The organism is Paenibacillus sp. NMA1017 (assembly GCF_058895805.1).
The window spans coordinates 102,612-119,483 of sequence record NZ_JBZXYR010000010.1; the positions used below are offsets into that span (position 1 = coordinate 102,612).

Below are 16,872 nucleotides of genomic sequence, written 5' to 3' on the forward strand. Positions count from 1 at the left end.
AATTTTGCAAAATCCTGAAGTAAATAAATGCGGCGATCCGCCCGGCGGATCGCCGTTTGTATTGAAGGGGCAATAATTAATTGGCGATCCACTCAATGAAGCGGCGGGTTTCGGTAATCGCCTGATCCAGTGGAAGACTGCCTCCCTGGAATGGATGAACGGTATTAAAGGTATGATTGCCGCCTTGAATTTGTACCCATTCGATGTCGGGACGAACGGATGTGAGCAGGGCGGAGCCTTCCCGTAGACGTTTGGAATCTTCGGTTCCCTGGATCAGTACAGCTGGGAGCTGACTGTTGGCAAGTCTGTCTACAATGGCAAAACGCTGGCGATTTTGTTCCAGATCTTCCAGAATGACAGCATCCAGTGGAAGCTGTTGGCCAGTTCTGGCGTTCTCCACATAGCTGCGCCCCTTGGCGCGCATTTCTTCTTTTTGCGGTAAAGTAAACAGATCAAGATCTGTCACGCCATTCCATGAAATGACGCCAGCAATCTCGCCGGGATGATCTAGAGCATATACAAAGCAGCTTCCCGCGCCTCGGCTATGTCCTAACAGAAACAACGGCAATTCTCTGAACTCATGGCGTGCTCTCAGATTGGACAGCAATACATCCAAATCCTCTTGTTCGCGGCTATAGGTGTTGCGTGCGAACTTTTCCAGCTCGGTAAAATTCCCCAGATCCTCACCTATGCCATTATGTGAAAAGTTGAAGGTCACAACATGGTTATCCATACTCAATGCTTCTGCTATATAGGGGAACATGCCCCAATCCTTAAATCCTTTGTAGCCATGAGCGATGATGAGCAGGCTTTTGGCTGTATTTTTAGCGGGAAACCAGGAAGCCCGGATCACCGCGTCTGTTCCTGCTTCGGTACCTGCTTCAACAATAATGGTTTCTGACATCCTATCCTTCCTTTCTACGGGAATTTTTTTAAAGAGGCATATCAGCTGAATTTCAAAACATTCACCTATAGCCTTTCTTATTTTAACATATTTTGGTGCCGTTTTTACGCCTTTGTGACTCGCCAGGGTGTGGACGCACTGTTACAATAGATCCAGTAAAGTAAAAAGGACGGGGAATACCCAAATGATCTACGGAATTGGACATGATGTGCTGGAAATAAGCCGTATGGCTGATATTTTGGCAGGTAAATATGCAGATGCGTTTTTGAATCGGGTGCTGACCCCGGCAGAACGTGAGCTTGCTGTGGAACGTAAGGGTAGACTAACGGAGTTCGTAGCAGGGCGCTTTGCCGCCAAGGAAGCGATAACGAAAGCCTTCGGTTGCGGAATTGGGCAAATCATTGGGTTCGGCGATATGGATATTTTACCGGAACCTGGGGGGAAGCCAGTAGTTTATTTGTCTTCATCCGCGTGGGATAGACTGAGCTTGCCGTCTACAGGTGACTCGAATTACAGCATTCACTTGAGCATTACACATCAGCCTAACATTGCCTCTGCTTTTGTGATTGTCGAATATAAGGAGATGTGATGTGATGACTACAAATACATTGGAACAAAAGCGTTATTTCAGCTTTGAACTGTTAAATTGGTATACACGTAACAAACGGGATTTGCCGTGGCGCCGCCATCGGAATCCTTTTTATATCTGGATCTCGGAAATTATGCTTCAGCAGACGCGTGTGGATACGGTCATTCCGTATTTTAATCGCTTTATTGCACGTTTTCCCACGATTGAAGCGCTGGCGGAAGCGCCCGAAGAGGATGTGCTTAAGCTGTGGGAAGGGCTGGGGTATTATTCGCGGGCCCGAAATTTGCAAACTGCGGCAAAACAAGTAGTTGAGCTTCACGGCGGGCAGGTACCGGATGATACACAAGCTGTTGCTGCACTGAAAGGAGTAGGCCCGTATACGACGGGGGCGATTATGAGTATCGCCTTCAATCGACCCGAGCCTGCTGTGGACGGGAATGTGATGCGTGTGCTGTCGCGTTATTTTCTCATTGAAGAGGATATTATGAAGGGCAGCACGCGGGCGCATATGGAAAGTCTGGTACGGGAGCTGATTCCCGAAGGGAGGGCCTCTGATTTTAATCAGGCGCTGATGGAACTGGGGGCGCTGGTCTGCACCCCGAAGTCGCCTCATTGTCTGACCTGCCCGGTCATGGAGCATTGCTCGGGCAGGTTGGCAGGTCGCGAGGAGACGCTGCCAGTCAAGACCAAGGCGAAGCCGCCGCGGCTGGAGCCGCGCTCCGTCGCTCTCATCGAGGGCAGCGGAGCAAACGCAGGCCGCCTGCTCGTACGGCAGCGCCCGGCCAAGGGCCTGTTGGCCCGCATGTGGGAGCTGCCGCATGAGCTTGCCGGACCGGAGGGCTACAACGGTCCGGTGCCGGATGAGCCCGCCATGGACCATTTGGCGGCTCATTTGCTGGCAGAGGGCGTGCTTGCGCGCCCGGTGCGGTTTGTACGTGAGGCGGAGCACACGTTCAGCCACATTCACTGGAACCTGCGTGTGTTCCAGTGTGAAGAGGTCGCCGTCCCTGCCGGGGAGGCGGGAAGACATCCGCTGGCTGCCGAGCAACGGGCCAGCTACAGCACCGGAGCGAAGCCGGGTGTGTTGATTGCGCTGGCTGAGCAGGCGGAGCACACGCGCAATGTGCTGCCAGCGGGGTACCGCTGGATCAGCGAGGCCGATATGGCCACCTTGGCGTTTCCCAAGGTGTTCCTTGATTTGATCACCGAGTATTATGCGAAGCAAAAAGGGGACTGATGTTAATTGAATAGCTGTCAGCAAAAAATAAAGTATTAGACTAAGCCTAGAAAATGGAAACAGCGACAACCAAGGACGAGAAAATAAAGTCCTAGACTGTCGCTGTTTCCATTGAACTAACGTTTCCCGTTAGCGTAATGAAACTGTCACTTTTTCAAAAGTGGTTTCCAGTTCTCATTACGCTCATCGTTAATTGTTGGCTTACGATTAACACGTCCTTGTAAATAGGCTTCTTGATATTGCCTTAGCGATTCAATATTTGCTCCCCCTTCATAATCGGGGTCGTGATATTGAACAACATCATTTTCACAAAAACAAATTTCACAAAAACTTGTCTTATTTGTTGCGACACCTCTCTCAACTACAACGACCACCTGATGACTTTTTTCAGGCAAATCCGAGAATGCAATTTTTCGCCATTACTTATGGTATGGTTCCCCATGTCTACTTTTTTGTCTAACAACAAACTGATTATCCTCAAATAACGGTACAATATGCTTTTCAATCAATTCAATTCTGTTCTTCGCACGTGGCATAAAACGAGAAGCGATAGCAATTACCACTTTCTTCTCGGTATTTACGAAAATCGCATTTCCACCGTCACCCAAAGCTGCATAACAACCCTGATCCTTGTTGTCAACAATCCACCATAAATAGCCGTATGGCGACTCTTCCCGTCGACTGTTTTCTTTGGTACTGTCCTTGATCCATTTTGAGGATAGAAATTGCTTGCCGTTCCAAAAGCCTCCATTTAAGTATAGCTGACCGATTTTTGCCATATCCCGTGGCGTTAAGGTAAGTCCCCAACCGGCGGTGTTTGTGCCTTTGGGGTCCACCACCCAACCACGAACATATCTATCCTTAAGAAAAGAAAAATACTCCTCTTTGCAATGTACAATCGCATTATGAGGTGCTTTGATTCCAAGTGGTTCAAACAGATTTTCTATGGCAAAATCAAGCACAGGTTGGCCTGTTGCATTTGTAAGAATTCCTGACAAAATCTGTACTCCAATGGTGGAATATATAAACCCTCCAAGACCGCTCTTACCGCCCAACAAGTCCAGCGCAGCTTTTGTCCAATCATCGCTTGTATAAACTTTTGTATATGGCTCTGACTTGTACTTATACGGTGCTGTCATTGTCAGCATATTTTTTATTGTGACATTCTGTATCGTTTTTTCACCGCGTTTGACCGTGTAATCGGGGAAAAATTCCAATACTTTCTGGTCTATGTTTTCAATATAGCCTTTATCTATGGCAATGCCAATCAGCGCAGAAATAACACTCTTTGTCACTGATGCAATATGAATGGTATCTTCAGCGGTGTAGCCGTCAAAATAGCCTTCATATACCTTTTCTCCGCCATGCATCACCACAATACCAGCAATATTACCATAGTCTGTTTTAATAAGACTTTCGAAATCTGTAATTCTTTTATTCATAGTTCTACTCCTCCTAAATATAAATACATCGATGTCTAAGAAGAGCATATTATGATATAAAATTTTTTACGATAATACGCACTATCAAAATTAGAAATTCCATATGTGCCGCATTGTTGGCCCCAATTTGGAGATTCAACATCGAAGCATCAACCTTTCAGGAGCACTCCTCTGCTTTACCACTATTTGTGATACGGTTCAGCGCGAATGAGATCTTAACTATCCTACCCGTTAGCTTAATGAAGCAACGTCAGTCTACCACTTTATTTTTCAGTCTAGAACTTTATTTTCTTTTGACAATAGCGGCAGTATGGACATGAGGTTGCTCCATACTACCGCTATTTTTTATTTTGAATGAAAAATTCCTAACTTAGTTACGAACAAAGCGTGTTATTTTTGGGGATTTTTTCGGTATTCGGATGGAGTCACCTTGTTGACCGTTTTGAACATCTTGGAGAATAGGAGTACATCTTTATACCCTACTGATCGAGCAATATCTCCGATTTTAAGGGGAGTATTTTTTAATAGGGAGCACGATTTTTCAATCCTCAAATGCAATAAAAATTCCTGCGGTGACTTATTTAGTTGCTGTTTAAATAAACGATGCAAATACGAACGGTCAATTGAAATGTACTTGGCAATGTCACTTACGGTAATGAAGTGTGAATAGTTTTGTCGAATGAAGAGAAGCGCTTCTTTAATATACCGCTGCTGTCTTACCTCAGGGTTGACTTCCTGATTAGGGTAATGTTCAAACATCAGATACAGAAATTCATACAGCTTGGATGCAAGCAGCAGGTCTTTGTTGGATTTCAGTGTAGAAGAAACGACGATGCTCTCCATACAGCGGGCAAGGCTGCCCTCCGCTTCTAACCGGAAAATGGGATTGTCCCTATTAATACAGGTCCGGCTTAGATATTCTTTGGCTTGCACCCCATTAAAACCAATCCAGGCATATTCCCATGGGTCGAGCTCGTCCGCTTCGTAGTAAATTAAAACCTTCGGCTCAATGAAGAAAGCATCGTTTTTCTCCAAATGATAGATTTTATCGTTGACTTTAAAGATCCCTTTTCCTTTTAAAATAAAATGCACCATATATCCGCTTCGAATGGCTGGACCATAAGAGTGTTTGCTGGTACAGCTCTCTTTGCCACATGTGTATAGATTGAGATCCAAGTTGTTATAGGAATGATTGGAAAAATGCGAACTCATTTGGTTTCACCCCTTAATTCATCTCTGCATATTATCACACTGTTTCATATAGAGTCTACATTATTCCATATAATTATTAAAACTATTCAATTATGATTAGAATGTAAACGATATGCAAACAACATAATTTATATTTTTTAAAAATATTACTATTGGCGCTACAAGGGGGTTACTATGGCTATATACATCGATAAAGAGAAGCTTTTATTCCATTTACAAGGCAGCAATACGAGTTATGTCATGCAGGTTATACGAGATGGTTATCTAGCCCATCTGTATTGGGGGAAGAAAATTCAGAACTATCGGGGAAGCAATAAAATCATCTTTATGGATAGAGGATTTTCACCCAATCCCGGTGGCTCGGATCGAGCCTTTTCACTGGATACCATCCCGCAAGAATATCCGTCATTTGGAAATAGTGATTTCAGGATTCCTGCGTATCAGCTTCAATTGGAGAATGGTTCTACAGTGACAGACTTTCGCTATAAAGAACATCGGATTTACCAAGGTAAACCAAAATTGAAAGGGCTTCCTTCTACGTATGCAGAGGATGCTGGCGAAGTAGAAACACTGGAAATCGTCCTTGAAGACTCATTAATTGATGTAAAGGTTGTACTATCCTATAGCCTATATCAAAAGCGGGATGTCATTACCCGTTCAGTCCGTTTCGATAATGAAGGTCCGCAGCAGCTAAAACTGCTTAAAGCGTTAAGTGCTAGTGTGGATTTTCGTGATGATGAATACGAACTCATTACCTTGTACGGTGCGCATAATAATGAAAAAAATATAGCAAGGCGAAAAATTTTACCCGGAATTCAAATGGTAGACAGCTGCCGTGGAGCCAGTAGCCCTCAACAGGCACCCTTTATGGCACTTGTAAGAGAAGGGACAGATGAAGAACAAGGTGAAGTGTACGCCTTTAATCTGGTGTACAGCGGGAACTTTACGGCCCAGGCTCAGGTAGATTCCTATCGGAATACAAGAGTCGCGATGGGGATCAATCCTTTTGATTTTACATGGCTACTGGAACCGGAGGAATCGTTCCAAACGCCAGAAGTGGTCATGGTATACACCGAAAATGGCTTGGGCGGCATGTCGAGAATTTATCATGATTTATACAGGAACAGATTATGTCGGGGGCCTTTTCGTGACAAGGAGCGGCCAATCCTGATTAATAACTGGGAAGCCACTTACTTTAACTTTGATGCCGACAAAATTGAGCAGTTGGCGAAGGAAGCACAAAGTGTAGGAGTGGAGCTGTTTGTATTGGATGATGGGTGGTTTGGAAAACGGGATGATGATAATACTTCATTAGGCGATTGGGTGGTGGATCGTCGCAAACTTCCAGATGGATTGCTGGATCTTGCAAACCGCATTCGAAATCTGGGTATGGAGTTTGGTTTGTGGTTTGAACCTGAAATGGTATCCATAGACAGCGATTTATACAGAAAGCATCCCGATTGGTGTATCCATGTCCCTGATCGTCCGTATACGTTGGGAAGAAATCAGCTTATGTTGGATTTATCGAGGAAGGAAGTGTGTGAGTACATTATTAAGTCGGTTTCTGATATTTTGTCGGACGTTCCGATTACTTATGTAAAATGGGACATGAATCGTCACATGACGGATGTGGGTTCGGCAGCCTTGCCACCCGAGAGACAACGGGAGACCGCGCATCGTTATATCCTGGGACTCTATAACATTCTGGAAGAGCTTACATCAAAGTTTCCCCATGTCTTATTTGAGAGCTGTTCTAGTGGGGGAGGCCGTTTTGATGCTGGTATGCTCTATTACATGCCTCAGACTTGGACGAGTGACAATACGGATGCCATTTGCCGACTGAAAATTCAATGGGGAACAAGTCTTGTCTACCCTCCGATTACCATGGGGGCACACGTCTCCACGGTACCCAACCATCAAGTGGGCAGAATAACTCCCTTGGAGACAAGAGGTTATGTCGCCATGGCCGGGAATTTTGGATATGAGCTGGATTTGACGACATTATCTGTTGAGGAAAAAGAAATAGTAAAAAAACAGATCGCTCTATATAAAGAAATGAGATCGCTCATTCAATTTGGGAAGTTTTACAGAATAATTAATCCGTTTGATGAAAATGAAGCCGCATGGAACTTTGTGTCGGAAGATCAAACAGAAATGGCGGCCAGCTATTTCAAGGTTTTATCCCAACCCGCAGCCGCGATTAAAACGTTAAAATTCAAAGGTTTGAATCCAGATTACGTTTATAGAAATGTAGAAACCGGTGAGCTATTCGGCGGTGATGAATTAATGCATGTCGGCATAACGCTTGCCAGGGTAAAGCAGGACTTTTTAGGCATGTTCTGGAGATTTGTCAAAGAAGACATCTGATTTAGCTAGAGGAGGTTTTACTAGATGGAAGCAAAAGAAAAGCAGTATAAGCAAATTTCTCAAGAAATTTTAAAATATATTGGTGGTGAAGACAACATTATCGGTGTGGCCCATTGTGCCACAAGATTAAGAATTGTACTTGAGGACAATGAAAAAGCGGAATTAAAAAAGATTGAAGATATTGATCTGGTTAAAGGCGTTTTCATAGCGGGGGACCAACTACAGATCATTTTTGGAGCAGGGTTGGTCAATAATATCTATGCCGTGTTTTCCAAACTGACCGGAACGGAAGATATGTCATTAAGTGATGTCAAAACGAAGTCCGCACAAAGGCAAAATCCTTTTCAAAAAGCCATTAAATCGCTGTCAGATGTCTTCATTGAGATCATGCCGGGAATTCTTGCCGCTGCATTGTTAATGGGGATAACCGGGCTGTTAGGTCAGAAGGGGTTATTCGGTCCTAAATCGATTGTGGAGATGTATCCAATTTTCCAAGGGATCAATCGCTTCGTTCAAATCGTTTCTACGGGTATTTTCACCATCCTGCCGCTGCTTGTTGTTTATTCTGCAACCAAGAGATATGGCGGTCGTCCTATTCTGGGGCTTGTGCTGGGTGCAATAATGCTTCATCCGGCCCTGGCGGATGCCTTTGAGGTAGCTAAAGGGAGTCAAAACCCGGAATCGATCAGTCTTTTCGGCCTTCCCGTACAGTTGGTTGGATTTCAGGGCGGTATTATTATTGCTTTAATGATGGGATATGTGGTAGCCAAGTTGGATCAGTTTTTTAACAAAAAGGTGCCGGACATGATTAAACTATTTTTGGCTCCGTTGCTGACGGTCTTTGTTTCTTCCTTGCTATTGTTTACCATTATCGGCCCTCTTGGGCGAGAGTTGGCTAGTCTGGTTACCGTTTCGCTGCTTTGGATGACGCAAAACCTTGGGATATTCGGTTTTATGTTTTTTGCAGGCACTCAGCAGATCATTGTTATTACAGGCTTACATCATGTTATGGGTGCGGTAGAAGCGCAGCTGTTAACCGATACAGGCAGAAATTTTATCAACCCATTGGCATCAGTAGCTTTGATGGCTCAAGGGGGCGCCGTTTTGGGGTATATTCTTTTGAATCGCAAAGACACCAAAGTTAAAGAAATGGGTTACTCTGCATTCGGGTCTGTACTTTTTGGAATCTCGGAACCCGCGATCTTCGGGGTCACTTTAAAGTATAAGTTCCCCTTGGTTGCTGGATGCCTCGGAGGAATGATTGCGGGAGCATATGTATATTTAAGCAAGCTGACAGCCATAGGATTCGGAACCACGGCTCTTCCAGGCTTTGCAATTGCCGCGTCAGAGAACCATGGTCATATAAATTATCTTATCGCTCATCTTATTGCCCTGTTATGTGGAGCATTATTTACATTGGCTTACGGTGCTTTCAAGAGCAAGAGGTCAACAGTCTGAACCAAGAGAATATTGATAGGTTGAAAAAACTTAATCAGTTATAATCAAGCTTTTATGAAAACGGTTAAAAAAGAGAATATTCGTGAATAGACAAGAGAGTATAGATGAAAAAGTAAAAGGGCCGTCCTCAGTCGATAAAAACGACCGAGGACGGCCCTGAGTTCACATGGGTATACCATCACTCTCAATCAGCCCTTTGCCGATTACATTGGCCGAAACCGGAGGCTTGCCGAGCTCCCGAGACCATATGGACAACTGTCCAATATGGTGGATTTGGTGGGCAATGACATGGCGCATCACCTCGCCCCATGCATCAATTACAATCCTGCCGTCCGGGAGGTGATCTTCAAACCTTTTCCGTTCCAGACCATCATGCCAGGCGAGCACGAACGGCTCGACATCGAGTCGAAACTTTGCATCCAGCTCACGGACTTTATCCAGCGTATTATACTGAGAGAAGTCTTCCTGAAAATCAGGTTTGCCTTGAATTATTTGAATCCAGCTCCACTCTACATCAACGATATGAAAGAGTGTCTTTAGAATGCCGCCGACTCCGCCGACGCGTTGTTTTAGCAATTCCTCCTGCGACACCTCTTCACACCAGCGGTACCATTGTTCCCGAATCATCCAGTTGTAACGAAAAAAAGTCTGCATCCATCAACCTCCAGAGCTGTATTTGAGAATCATCTCCACCAGTTTACCATGGAATGTCAAAAGGGCTGTCTCATACGTAGAAAATCTACTTTTGAGACAGCCCTTTATTATAGGATAGACATGTTGTTACTGGCTTATTTCTTTGCAGCCGCGTAACGTTTGTTTACTTCATCCCAGTTGATTACATTGTAGAATGCTGCAATGTAGTCTGGGCGTTTGTTTTGATATTTCAGGTAGTAAGCGTGCTCCCAAACGTCCAGTCCAAGTACCGGAGTCAGACCTTCGAACAGCGGGCTATCTTGGTTTGGAGTGCTGGTGATCGCCAGTTTGCCGTCTTTGCCGACAACCAACCAAGCCCAGCCGCTACCAAAACGTGTTGTAGCTGCTTTAGTGAAGTCTTCTTTAAATTTGTCGTAGCCGCCCAGCTCGTTGCTGATTGCTTCAGCAATAGCACCTGTCGGTTGTCCGCCGCCGTTAGGACCGATAACTTCCCAGAACAGGCTGTGGTTGTGGTGTCCACCACCGTTATTGCGAACCGCAGTGCGGATGCTTTCAGGAACGCTGTCCAGATTGGAGATCAGATCCTCCAGGCTTTTGCTTTGCAGTTCAGGAGCGCTCTCCAGAGCTGCGTTTAAGTTCGTTACATATGTGTTATGGTGACGATCATGGTGAATTTCCATTGTCAGTACATCAAAGTGTGGTTCCAATGCGTCTTTTGCGTAAGGAAGTTCTGGTAATTGAAATGCCATAGTAAAATCCCTCCTGGTTATATGGTTGGGTAAGTGTTCCTATGTAATAATACCCTCGATAGTTATATTAAACCGCATTCAGTCTATTTTATCAACATTTTTGTTTGTAAAATAGCAAACTGGGCAATACGGCCTGGTAGCTAGCATGTCCAAAAACCCGATTGGAATACACAATACATAGGTAATAAGAGGTAAATTGTGAACTTTAAAATGTAAACGCTTCATATACAGCGCTTACATGAGAAAAAGGGATGTATTCCATCAAAAAGTATGGTTTAATGGTCAAGGAAGCAGAAATTTCGGCTTTTTTGTCGTCTGCTATAATCTGTCATGTCTATGACATGACGAACTTGAGGGCATACACCCTTTTCCTGTTCTTCATTTCATATATAGCAGATCGTATGCATTTTTATCATAATGCCTTGTGATTAACACCATGATAAGAAATTTAAGGATTTATGTAAAAATGACGGTGCTGTCTCAATTTTTTTATTATGCTTACGAAAAGGGAGATATTACTTATGCACGTTCGTTCCTTTCAATTAAGTGATGTGAACTCAGTAACGGAACTCATGCAAATTGCCTTGTCAGAGGAATGCTACAAAGAGACGGTGGGTGCTTTTGCCCGTCAGCTTTCGTGGGATTCCGGTTTGATCATCGTTGCAGAAGAAGAGGGTGAGATCGTTGGTGCTTTGATCGGCACAATTGATCAGAATGATGGCTGTTACTATCGTATCGCTATTCACCCGGATCGTCGTCGGATGGGAATCGGCAAAGCGCTTGTGGAGTCCATGGAGCAGCGTTTTCAGCAACGTAAGGTTAGCCGCATTTGGGTAGCAGGGGACAAGCATAACAGTGTGGCCATGCCTTTGTACGAAGCGATGGGCTATGGAGCAAGCCAGATTTTACAGGCTTTTCAGAAGCTGAGTATTTTGGCGCCTCATTAATCGGGAATCGAAATAAAGAGAATTGAATAACATTAAGTATAATATTTACATTTAGAGCATATCTGAGTAACCGTTGCAATCGGGTACGGGATATGCTTTTCTATTTATATATATGCTGTGCTGAAAAGTACATGTTGCGCCACTACGCAGATGGATGGTGCTTCCCATCGCTGTTGCCCCCAGATTTCTTGAATTAAAAAGTATAGTGGTAGAAATTTGGGGGCAAAGGCGAACGCTTAGGCTTGTCCAGCACCATTCCGTCTGCTCCGTTAACATTTTATCGATTCAGCATATATAACAGGGTTGAGGAGGTTTAATTATGGACGCTTTGGCTCCTTCGTCAGGCCCGCTTCCCTCGCCGGAAACGTCCAAACAAGCAGGCCGCTCTGGTTACATACGCGATTGGTTAGTCACTCTGCTGATCGCCATGGTCGTCTTGCTGCTTCTGAACCTGTTCGTATTTAACTTGTCCACGGTCAGAGGACATTCGATGCAGCCGACGCTAATGGAAAGTCAGCATTTGTTCGTTAACAAACTGGTTTATAATTTTCATGATCCGGGCAGGGGGGACATTGTGATTTTAAAAGATCCCGATTCCAAGCTGTCGAGCCCAAGATTTTTAGTGAAGAGAGTCATAGGTATTCCCGGAGATGTCATCCGAGTTGAACATAATCAATTGTATGTGAACGGTGAACTATTAAATGAACCTTACACCAACTCTGACGTGGAGGATGGTGATTATGGTCCTTTTACAGTGGAGCCGGAGCACTTTTTTGTCATGGGAGATAATCGCCATACTGCAGCAAGCAAGGATAGCCGCTATTTTGGCAGCATTAAATCTCAAGATTTACTGGGACGTGCAGAATTTATATTTTGGCCGATATCTGAGTGGAAATGGCTATAGAGCAACTAAAGTCTGAAATTAATGCGGAACACGTCCGAACCGATCAGGACCATGACGGAGCAGGCGGTTACCGATGAGGAAAGGAAGAGGATGATGAAAGAAGTGATGGTATATACCGACGGTGCTTGTTCGGGAAATCCGGGTCCTGGGGGCTGGGGGATTGTTTTGCTGTATGGGGAGCATCGTAAGGAGCTGTCAGGTGCCGAGAAAATGACGACAAACAATCGTATGGAGATCAAGTCCGTGATTGAAGCGCTGAAGCTGCTCAAGGAGCCTTGTCATGTAAAAGTACACAGTGACTCTGCCTATGTCGTCAATTGCTTCAAACAGGGCTGGATTAAGAATTGGCTTCGTAATGGCTGGCGCAACAGTAAAAATCAGCCAGTGGAGAACAAGGAACTATGGGAAGAACTGTGGGAACTGATGGGTAAGCATGAGGTTGAATATGTGAAGGTTAAAGGGCACAGTGACAACGAACTGAATAATCGCTGTGATTTTCTGGCGACCAGTGCTGTTAAAAATTTACGGTAGCATCTGCTGCTATTTTCTGTTGAAATTTGAGATATGAGAATTTTGCAAAATCCTCATATGCGTAACGATAAAAAGTGGAAGAGAGGTGAGTATCGGATGCAACGCGGATTGACTCAGGCGGCTGCCGGAACCGCTTCGACTTGGGCTTCGCTCAAGCAGGAAATTATTGAGGCAGCTCCAGGGCTGGGTATCGACTCCATCGGGTTCGCATCCGCCGACCCCTTTCTGTCTCTGAAAGCTATATTGGAAGAGCATCGTGCGAAAGGCTATGAATCGGGCTTTGAGGAGCCAGATATTGATAAGCGGATCTACCCGGAGCTGTATGGCTCACAGCCTGCATCTCTGATTGCTATTGCGGTGGCGTACCCTTCCAAAATGAAGGACCCGCCGAAGTCGGACAAGGGGAAGTACCGTGGTATTTTGGCGCGTTCAGCCTGGGGGAAAGATTATCATCTGGTACTACGCGAAGCGATGGAAAAGCTTGAGGCTTTTATAAGTGAGCGGGTGCCTGATGCCATATTGAAAAACATGGTGGATACCGGAGAATTGTCGGACCGAGCCGTTGCGGAACGCGCAGGGATTGGCTTTAGCGGCAAAAATACGATGATGATTTCACCGACGCTGGGATCATGGATTTATCTAGGTGAGCTGTTGACGAATATTCCTTTCCAGCCAGATGAACCGGTAACGGATGGTTGCGGCGAGTGTACCAAATGTTTGGATGCCTGTCCTACGGGCGCGCTTGTGGGTCCTGGACAGCTGAATGCCCAGCGGTGTGTTTCCTTTTTGACGCAAACGAAGGGTTTTCTGGATGAGGAGTTTATGCGGAAGATAGGGAATCGGCTGTACGGATGTGATACCTGCCAAATGGTATGCCCCAAAAATCGGGGTCTCAACTGGGATCACCATCCCGAGCTTACACCCGATCCTGAAATTGTGAAGCCGTTGCTGCTGCCGCTATTGGATTTGAGCAACCGTGAATTCAAAGACCGATTTGGACAAAGTGCGGCGGCTTGGCGGGGGAAGAAGCCCATTCAACGCAATGCAGTCATTGGACTGGGCAATTTCAAGGATATCAGCGCGGTGCCCAAGTTAACGGAGGTTTTATTGGATGATCCGCGTCCCGAGCTACGAGGCACGGCGGCGTGGGCTTTGAGTCGAATAGGAGGGGAAAACGCTATGACAGCGATCAAGCAAGCATCAGAGAAGGAACAACATGAGCAAGTACGCGAAATGATCGCGCAAGCGCATTCCAAACTAGAGGAACAAGAGCAGGCAGAAGAGCAAAAGGCGTCTGAATTATCAAAATCAGAAGTAACGGCCGAGGACTCGCAGGGTCCAACTACGATTTATTATGATGAAATGGAGACACCTGTGGGCACGTTGACGCTGTGCGCTACAGATCGGGGGCTGTGCCGAATAGACTATGGCGTTTTTCATGCGAGGGAAGCACTGCTTCAGCAATGGGCCCGGACATGGATTGGGGAATATGTCTATGTGCAGGAACTTGACAAACTGCGCGAAGCCGCAGATCAACTGCGTGAATATTTTGCGGGAGAACGACGGGAATTTAGTATAGCCTATGATTTGAGAGGGACTCCTTTTCAAGAACAGGTATGGCGTGCACTGCAAAATATTCCGTACGGGCAAAGTGTGTCCTACAAAGATATTGCGGAATCGATCGGCCGAGCCAAGGCGGTACGTGCTGTTGGGGAAGCAAATAATAAAAATCCGTTACCCATCCTGTTTCCATGTCATCGGGTATCGGGTGAAAACGGAAGTTTGGTCGGTTATGCTGGAGGCTTGCCAGTCAAGACGAAACTGCTGGATTTGGAGAAACAATAAGGATATATGTTTGCAAAAAGTGATTTGCTAGCTGTCCCATGTTTTGCTATGATAGGTTCGTGCAATTCAAGATGTTTCATATAAATATACAGAGGTGACGACTTCGTGGTGTGGAATATTGTCATTCCGATTATTACCCTGATTGCTGGTTTGGTTGGGGGATTTTTCATCGGTGCTTATTATCTTCGTAAACAGCTTGAAAAGATGCAAAACGACCCTGAAACGCTGCAAAAAATGGCCAAACAGATGGGTTACAACCTGAATGGGAAACAAATGCAAAAAGCCCAGCAGATGATGAAGAACCAACAGTTCTCCAAAAATCAGCCTGGTCCGCGTAAAAATCAGGGCCGTCGGAAATAATGAGCAACGAGAGCACGGATGCCGCATGAGGTTGCTGCATAGAGGAGGATTACTGTGGCTGGCGTAAAAGATTATATTAACCGCAAAGCTGCGGATAACCGTGATAAAATCGAGTACCATGTGGAGCAGATTTTACAACTGATCGGTGAGGACCCCAAGCGTGAAGGGTTGTTGGAAACACCGGCACGCGTTGCGCGCATGTATGAGGAAATATTTGCGGGTTATGAGGTTGATCCCCGGGATGCGCTGGGTGTGACATTTGACGAGAATCACGAGGAGCTTGTGATCGTGAAGGACATCGTCTATTACAGCCAGTGTGAGCACCATATGGCTCCTTTCTTCGGAAAAGTGCATATCGGCTATGTACCCAGCGGCAAAATTGTAGGATTGAGCAAGCTTGCACGCCTGGTAGAGGCAGTGACCCGCCGATTGCAGGTACAGGAGCGTATTACATCACAGATCGCTGATATTTTAAATGAAGCGGTCTCCGCTCACGGGGTTATGGTAGTCGTAGAAGGCGAGCATCTGTGCATGTGTGCAAGAGGTGTCAAAAAGCCTGGTAGCAAAACAGTAACGTCTGCGGTACGCGGTACGTTTCGTGATGATGCAGCGCAGCGCGCAGAGTTTCTGTCGCTGCTCAAGGATTGATCGAACATCGCAAGACGTTTATGTGATGAACAAAAAAAGGGTGGTTTACGCATAGGCGTAGCCACCTTTTTTTGTTAACATCAGATATAGAGACGAACGGGTAGCTGCCTTAAAATTACGATTAGCCTATGGATAACAGTTATTTTTATAGATAGGGGATAACGTATGAAGAATGTACATAGATCAACAGAAAAAACAACAGCTTTGCCTGAATTGCAGTGGTTTGAAGCACCACTTGCGGACACTCAGGAGGACGTTTTGTCTCCGCTGGCTTGGGAGGAGCTGGCCTGTCGGCAAGTAGGGAAAGGAGCTGCACCCATTTTGCATCTTTGGCGGCATCCGTCAGCGCTTGTGATCGGTCACCGGGACCGCAGGCTCCCTTACGCCCCACAGGCGATGGAGCGAGTGCGCAACGCGGGAACCTCGGTATGCGTACGCCCCTCGGGTGGAGCAGCCGTCATGCTGGACAGGGGGGTGCTGAACATGTCCTTGATCCTGCCGAATCCACAGCGGGCCATCAGCCTGCATGAAGATTTTCGGCTCATGGCAGCGCTAATTGCCGATGCGCTGGTTCCGTGGTCTGGCGAGGCGCAGACCGGAGAAATCCCCGGGTCCTTCTGTCCCGGGGATTACGATGTCAGCGTCCGGGGCCGCAAGTTTTGCGGCATTGCACAGCGACGCCAAGCCAAGGCGTATATCATCACAGCCTTCGTGATGATTGAGGGCAGCGGTGCAGAGCGTGCACAGGCGGTGCAGCAGTTCTATACAGAGGCTGCCGGGGATACGTCGGCAGGCGTGCAGCAGCAGGATTACCCCCGGGTGAATCCAGCAACGATGGGTAGCCTGGCAGAGCTGGCTGGAGTGCCGTCTGTTGAGGCGTATACGGCATCTTTGCGCCGTGTCGTCGAGAGCCGGACAGCCATATTACCTGCCGACGGCTGGCTGGTACAACCAGAAGGATGGACCGAACAAATGGCAGCGCTCAGAGAGCGATACGATTTGCAGGTGTAGTTTTCCTTTAGCTT

At 46.1% G+C, this 16,872-nt stretch carries 17 protein-coding genes; 11 read left to right on the forward strand and 6 right to left on the reverse strand.

The genetic code is table 11. The features are described 5' to 3' along the window. Window positions 1-76: 76 nt before the first annotated feature. A complete protein-coding gene (locus AC5ELV_RS20975; protein WP_493431713.1) occupies window positions 77-904 on the reverse strand; it encodes an alpha/beta hydrolase family protein in 828 nt (275 codons plus the stop codon). Window positions 905-1,088: 184 nt separating this feature from the next. Here AC5ELV_RS20975 and acpS point away from each other — a divergent pair, with 184 nt between their 5' ends. Together acpS and mutY are read left to right on the forward strand one after the other, a co-directional pair. After that, window positions 1,089-1,493 (forward strand): holo-ACP synthase, encoded by a 405-nt coding sequence (gene acpS, locus AC5ELV_RS20980; protein WP_493431714.1) that lies wholly within the window; start codon window positions 1,089-1,091, stop codon window positions 1,491-1,493. A gap of 4 nt (window positions 1,494-1,497) precedes the next feature. Continuing rightward, a complete protein-coding gene (gene mutY / locus AC5ELV_RS20985; RefSeq protein WP_493431715.1) occupies window positions 1,498-2,730 on the forward strand; it encodes an A/G-specific adenine glycosylase in 1,233 nt (410 codons plus the stop codon). 146 nt (window positions 2,731-2,876) lie between these two features. On the opposite strand, the gene AC5ELV_RS20990 is transcribed toward mutY, so the two are convergent. The 3 genes from AC5ELV_RS20990 to AC5ELV_RS21000 form a co-directional block, all read right to left on the reverse strand. Continuing rightward, window positions 2,877-3,125, reverse strand: a complete 249-nt coding sequence (locus AC5ELV_RS20990; protein ID WP_493431716.1) for a CPCC family cysteine-rich protein — start codon at window positions 3,123-3,125, stop codon at window positions 2,877-2,879. A 24-nt stretch (window positions 3,126-3,149) separates the two neighbouring features. Next, the gene (locus tag AC5ELV_RS20995; RefSeq protein WP_493431717.1) at window positions 3,150-4,172 is read right to left on the reverse strand and encodes a serine hydrolase domain-containing protein; all 1,023 of its coding nucleotides are present in this window, start codon (window positions 4,170-4,172) and stop codon (window positions 3,150-3,152) included. Between the two features lie 390 nt (window positions 4,173-4,562). Next, window positions 4,563-5,384: an AraC family transcriptional regulator gene (locus AC5ELV_RS21000; RefSeq protein WP_493431718.1), complete on the reverse strand. Its 822-nt coding sequence runs from the start codon at window positions 5,382-5,384 to the stop codon at window positions 4,563-4,565. A gap of 174 nt (window positions 5,385-5,558) precedes the next feature. Between AC5ELV_RS21000 and AC5ELV_RS21005 the strand changes: the two genes are divergently transcribed. Both AC5ELV_RS21005 and AC5ELV_RS21010 read left to right on the forward strand, forming a co-directional pair. Further along, window positions 5,559-7,751 (forward strand): alpha-galactosidase, encoded by a 2,193-nt coding sequence (locus AC5ELV_RS21005; protein ID WP_493431719.1) that lies wholly within the window; start codon window positions 5,559-5,561, stop codon window positions 7,749-7,751. Between the two features lie 24 nt (window positions 7,752-7,775). Beyond that, window positions 7,776-9,209, forward strand: coding sequence for a PTS transporter subunit EIIC (locus AC5ELV_RS21010; protein ID WP_493431720.1), 1,434 nt, complete (start codon window positions 7,776-7,778; stop codon window positions 9,207-9,209). Between the two features lie 162 nt (window positions 9,210-9,371). Here AC5ELV_RS21010 and AC5ELV_RS21015 read toward each other — a convergent pair whose 3' ends face one another. Beyond that, window positions 9,372-9,863, reverse strand: a complete 492-nt coding sequence (locus tag AC5ELV_RS21015; RefSeq protein ID WP_493431721.1) for a DinB family protein — start codon at window positions 9,861-9,863, stop codon at window positions 9,372-9,374. A 134-nt stretch (window positions 9,864-9,997) separates the two neighbouring features. Beyond that, entirely contained in the window at window positions 9,998-10,612 is a 615-nt protein-coding gene (locus AC5ELV_RS21020) for a superoxide dismutase (RefSeq protein ID WP_493431722.1), read from the reverse strand. 521 nt (window positions 10,613-11,133) lie between these two features. Between AC5ELV_RS21020 and AC5ELV_RS21025 the strand changes: the two genes are divergently transcribed. From AC5ELV_RS21025 to AC5ELV_RS21055, 7 genes are all read left to right on the forward strand, one after another. After that, on the forward strand, window positions 11,134-11,559 hold the full coding sequence (locus AC5ELV_RS21025; RefSeq protein WP_493431723.1) for a GNAT family N-acetyltransferase: 426 nt from the start codon (window positions 11,134-11,136) through the stop codon (window positions 11,557-11,559). A 319-nt stretch (window positions 11,560-11,878) separates the two neighbouring features. Further along, entirely contained in the window at window positions 11,879-12,463 is a 585-nt protein-coding gene (gene lepB, locus AC5ELV_RS21030) for a signal peptidase I (protein ID WP_165178993.1), read from the forward strand. 93 nt (window positions 12,464-12,556) lie between these two features. Continuing rightward, the gene (gene rnhA / locus AC5ELV_RS21035) at window positions 12,557-12,994 is read left to right on the forward strand and encodes a ribonuclease HI (protein ID WP_023986996.1); all 438 of its coding nucleotides are present in this window, start codon (window positions 12,557-12,559) and stop codon (window positions 12,992-12,994) included. Window positions 12,995-13,090: 96 nt separating this feature from the next. After that, window positions 13,091-14,839: a tRNA epoxyqueuosine(34) reductase QueG gene (gene queG / locus AC5ELV_RS21040; RefSeq protein WP_493431724.1), complete on the forward strand. Its 1,749-nt coding sequence runs from the start codon at window positions 13,091-13,093 to the stop codon at window positions 14,837-14,839. Between the two features lie 105 nt (window positions 14,840-14,944). Continuing rightward, a complete protein-coding gene (locus AC5ELV_RS21045) occupies window positions 14,945-15,199 on the forward strand; it encodes a YneF family protein (protein ID WP_013308742.1) in 255 nt (84 codons plus the stop codon). Between the two features lie 54 nt (window positions 15,200-15,253). Next, complete coding sequence (gene folE / locus AC5ELV_RS21050; RefSeq protein WP_013308743.1) at window positions 15,254-15,847, forward strand: GTP cyclohydrolase I FolE; 594 nt, start codon at window positions 15,254-15,256, stop codon at window positions 15,845-15,847. Between the two features lie 165 nt (window positions 15,848-16,012). Then, window positions 16,013-16,858, forward strand: a complete 846-nt coding sequence (locus AC5ELV_RS21055; RefSeq protein ID WP_493431725.1) for a lipoate--protein ligase family protein — start codon at window positions 16,013-16,015, stop codon at window positions 16,856-16,858. The last annotated feature ends 14 nt before the right edge of the window (window positions 16,859-16,872 follow it).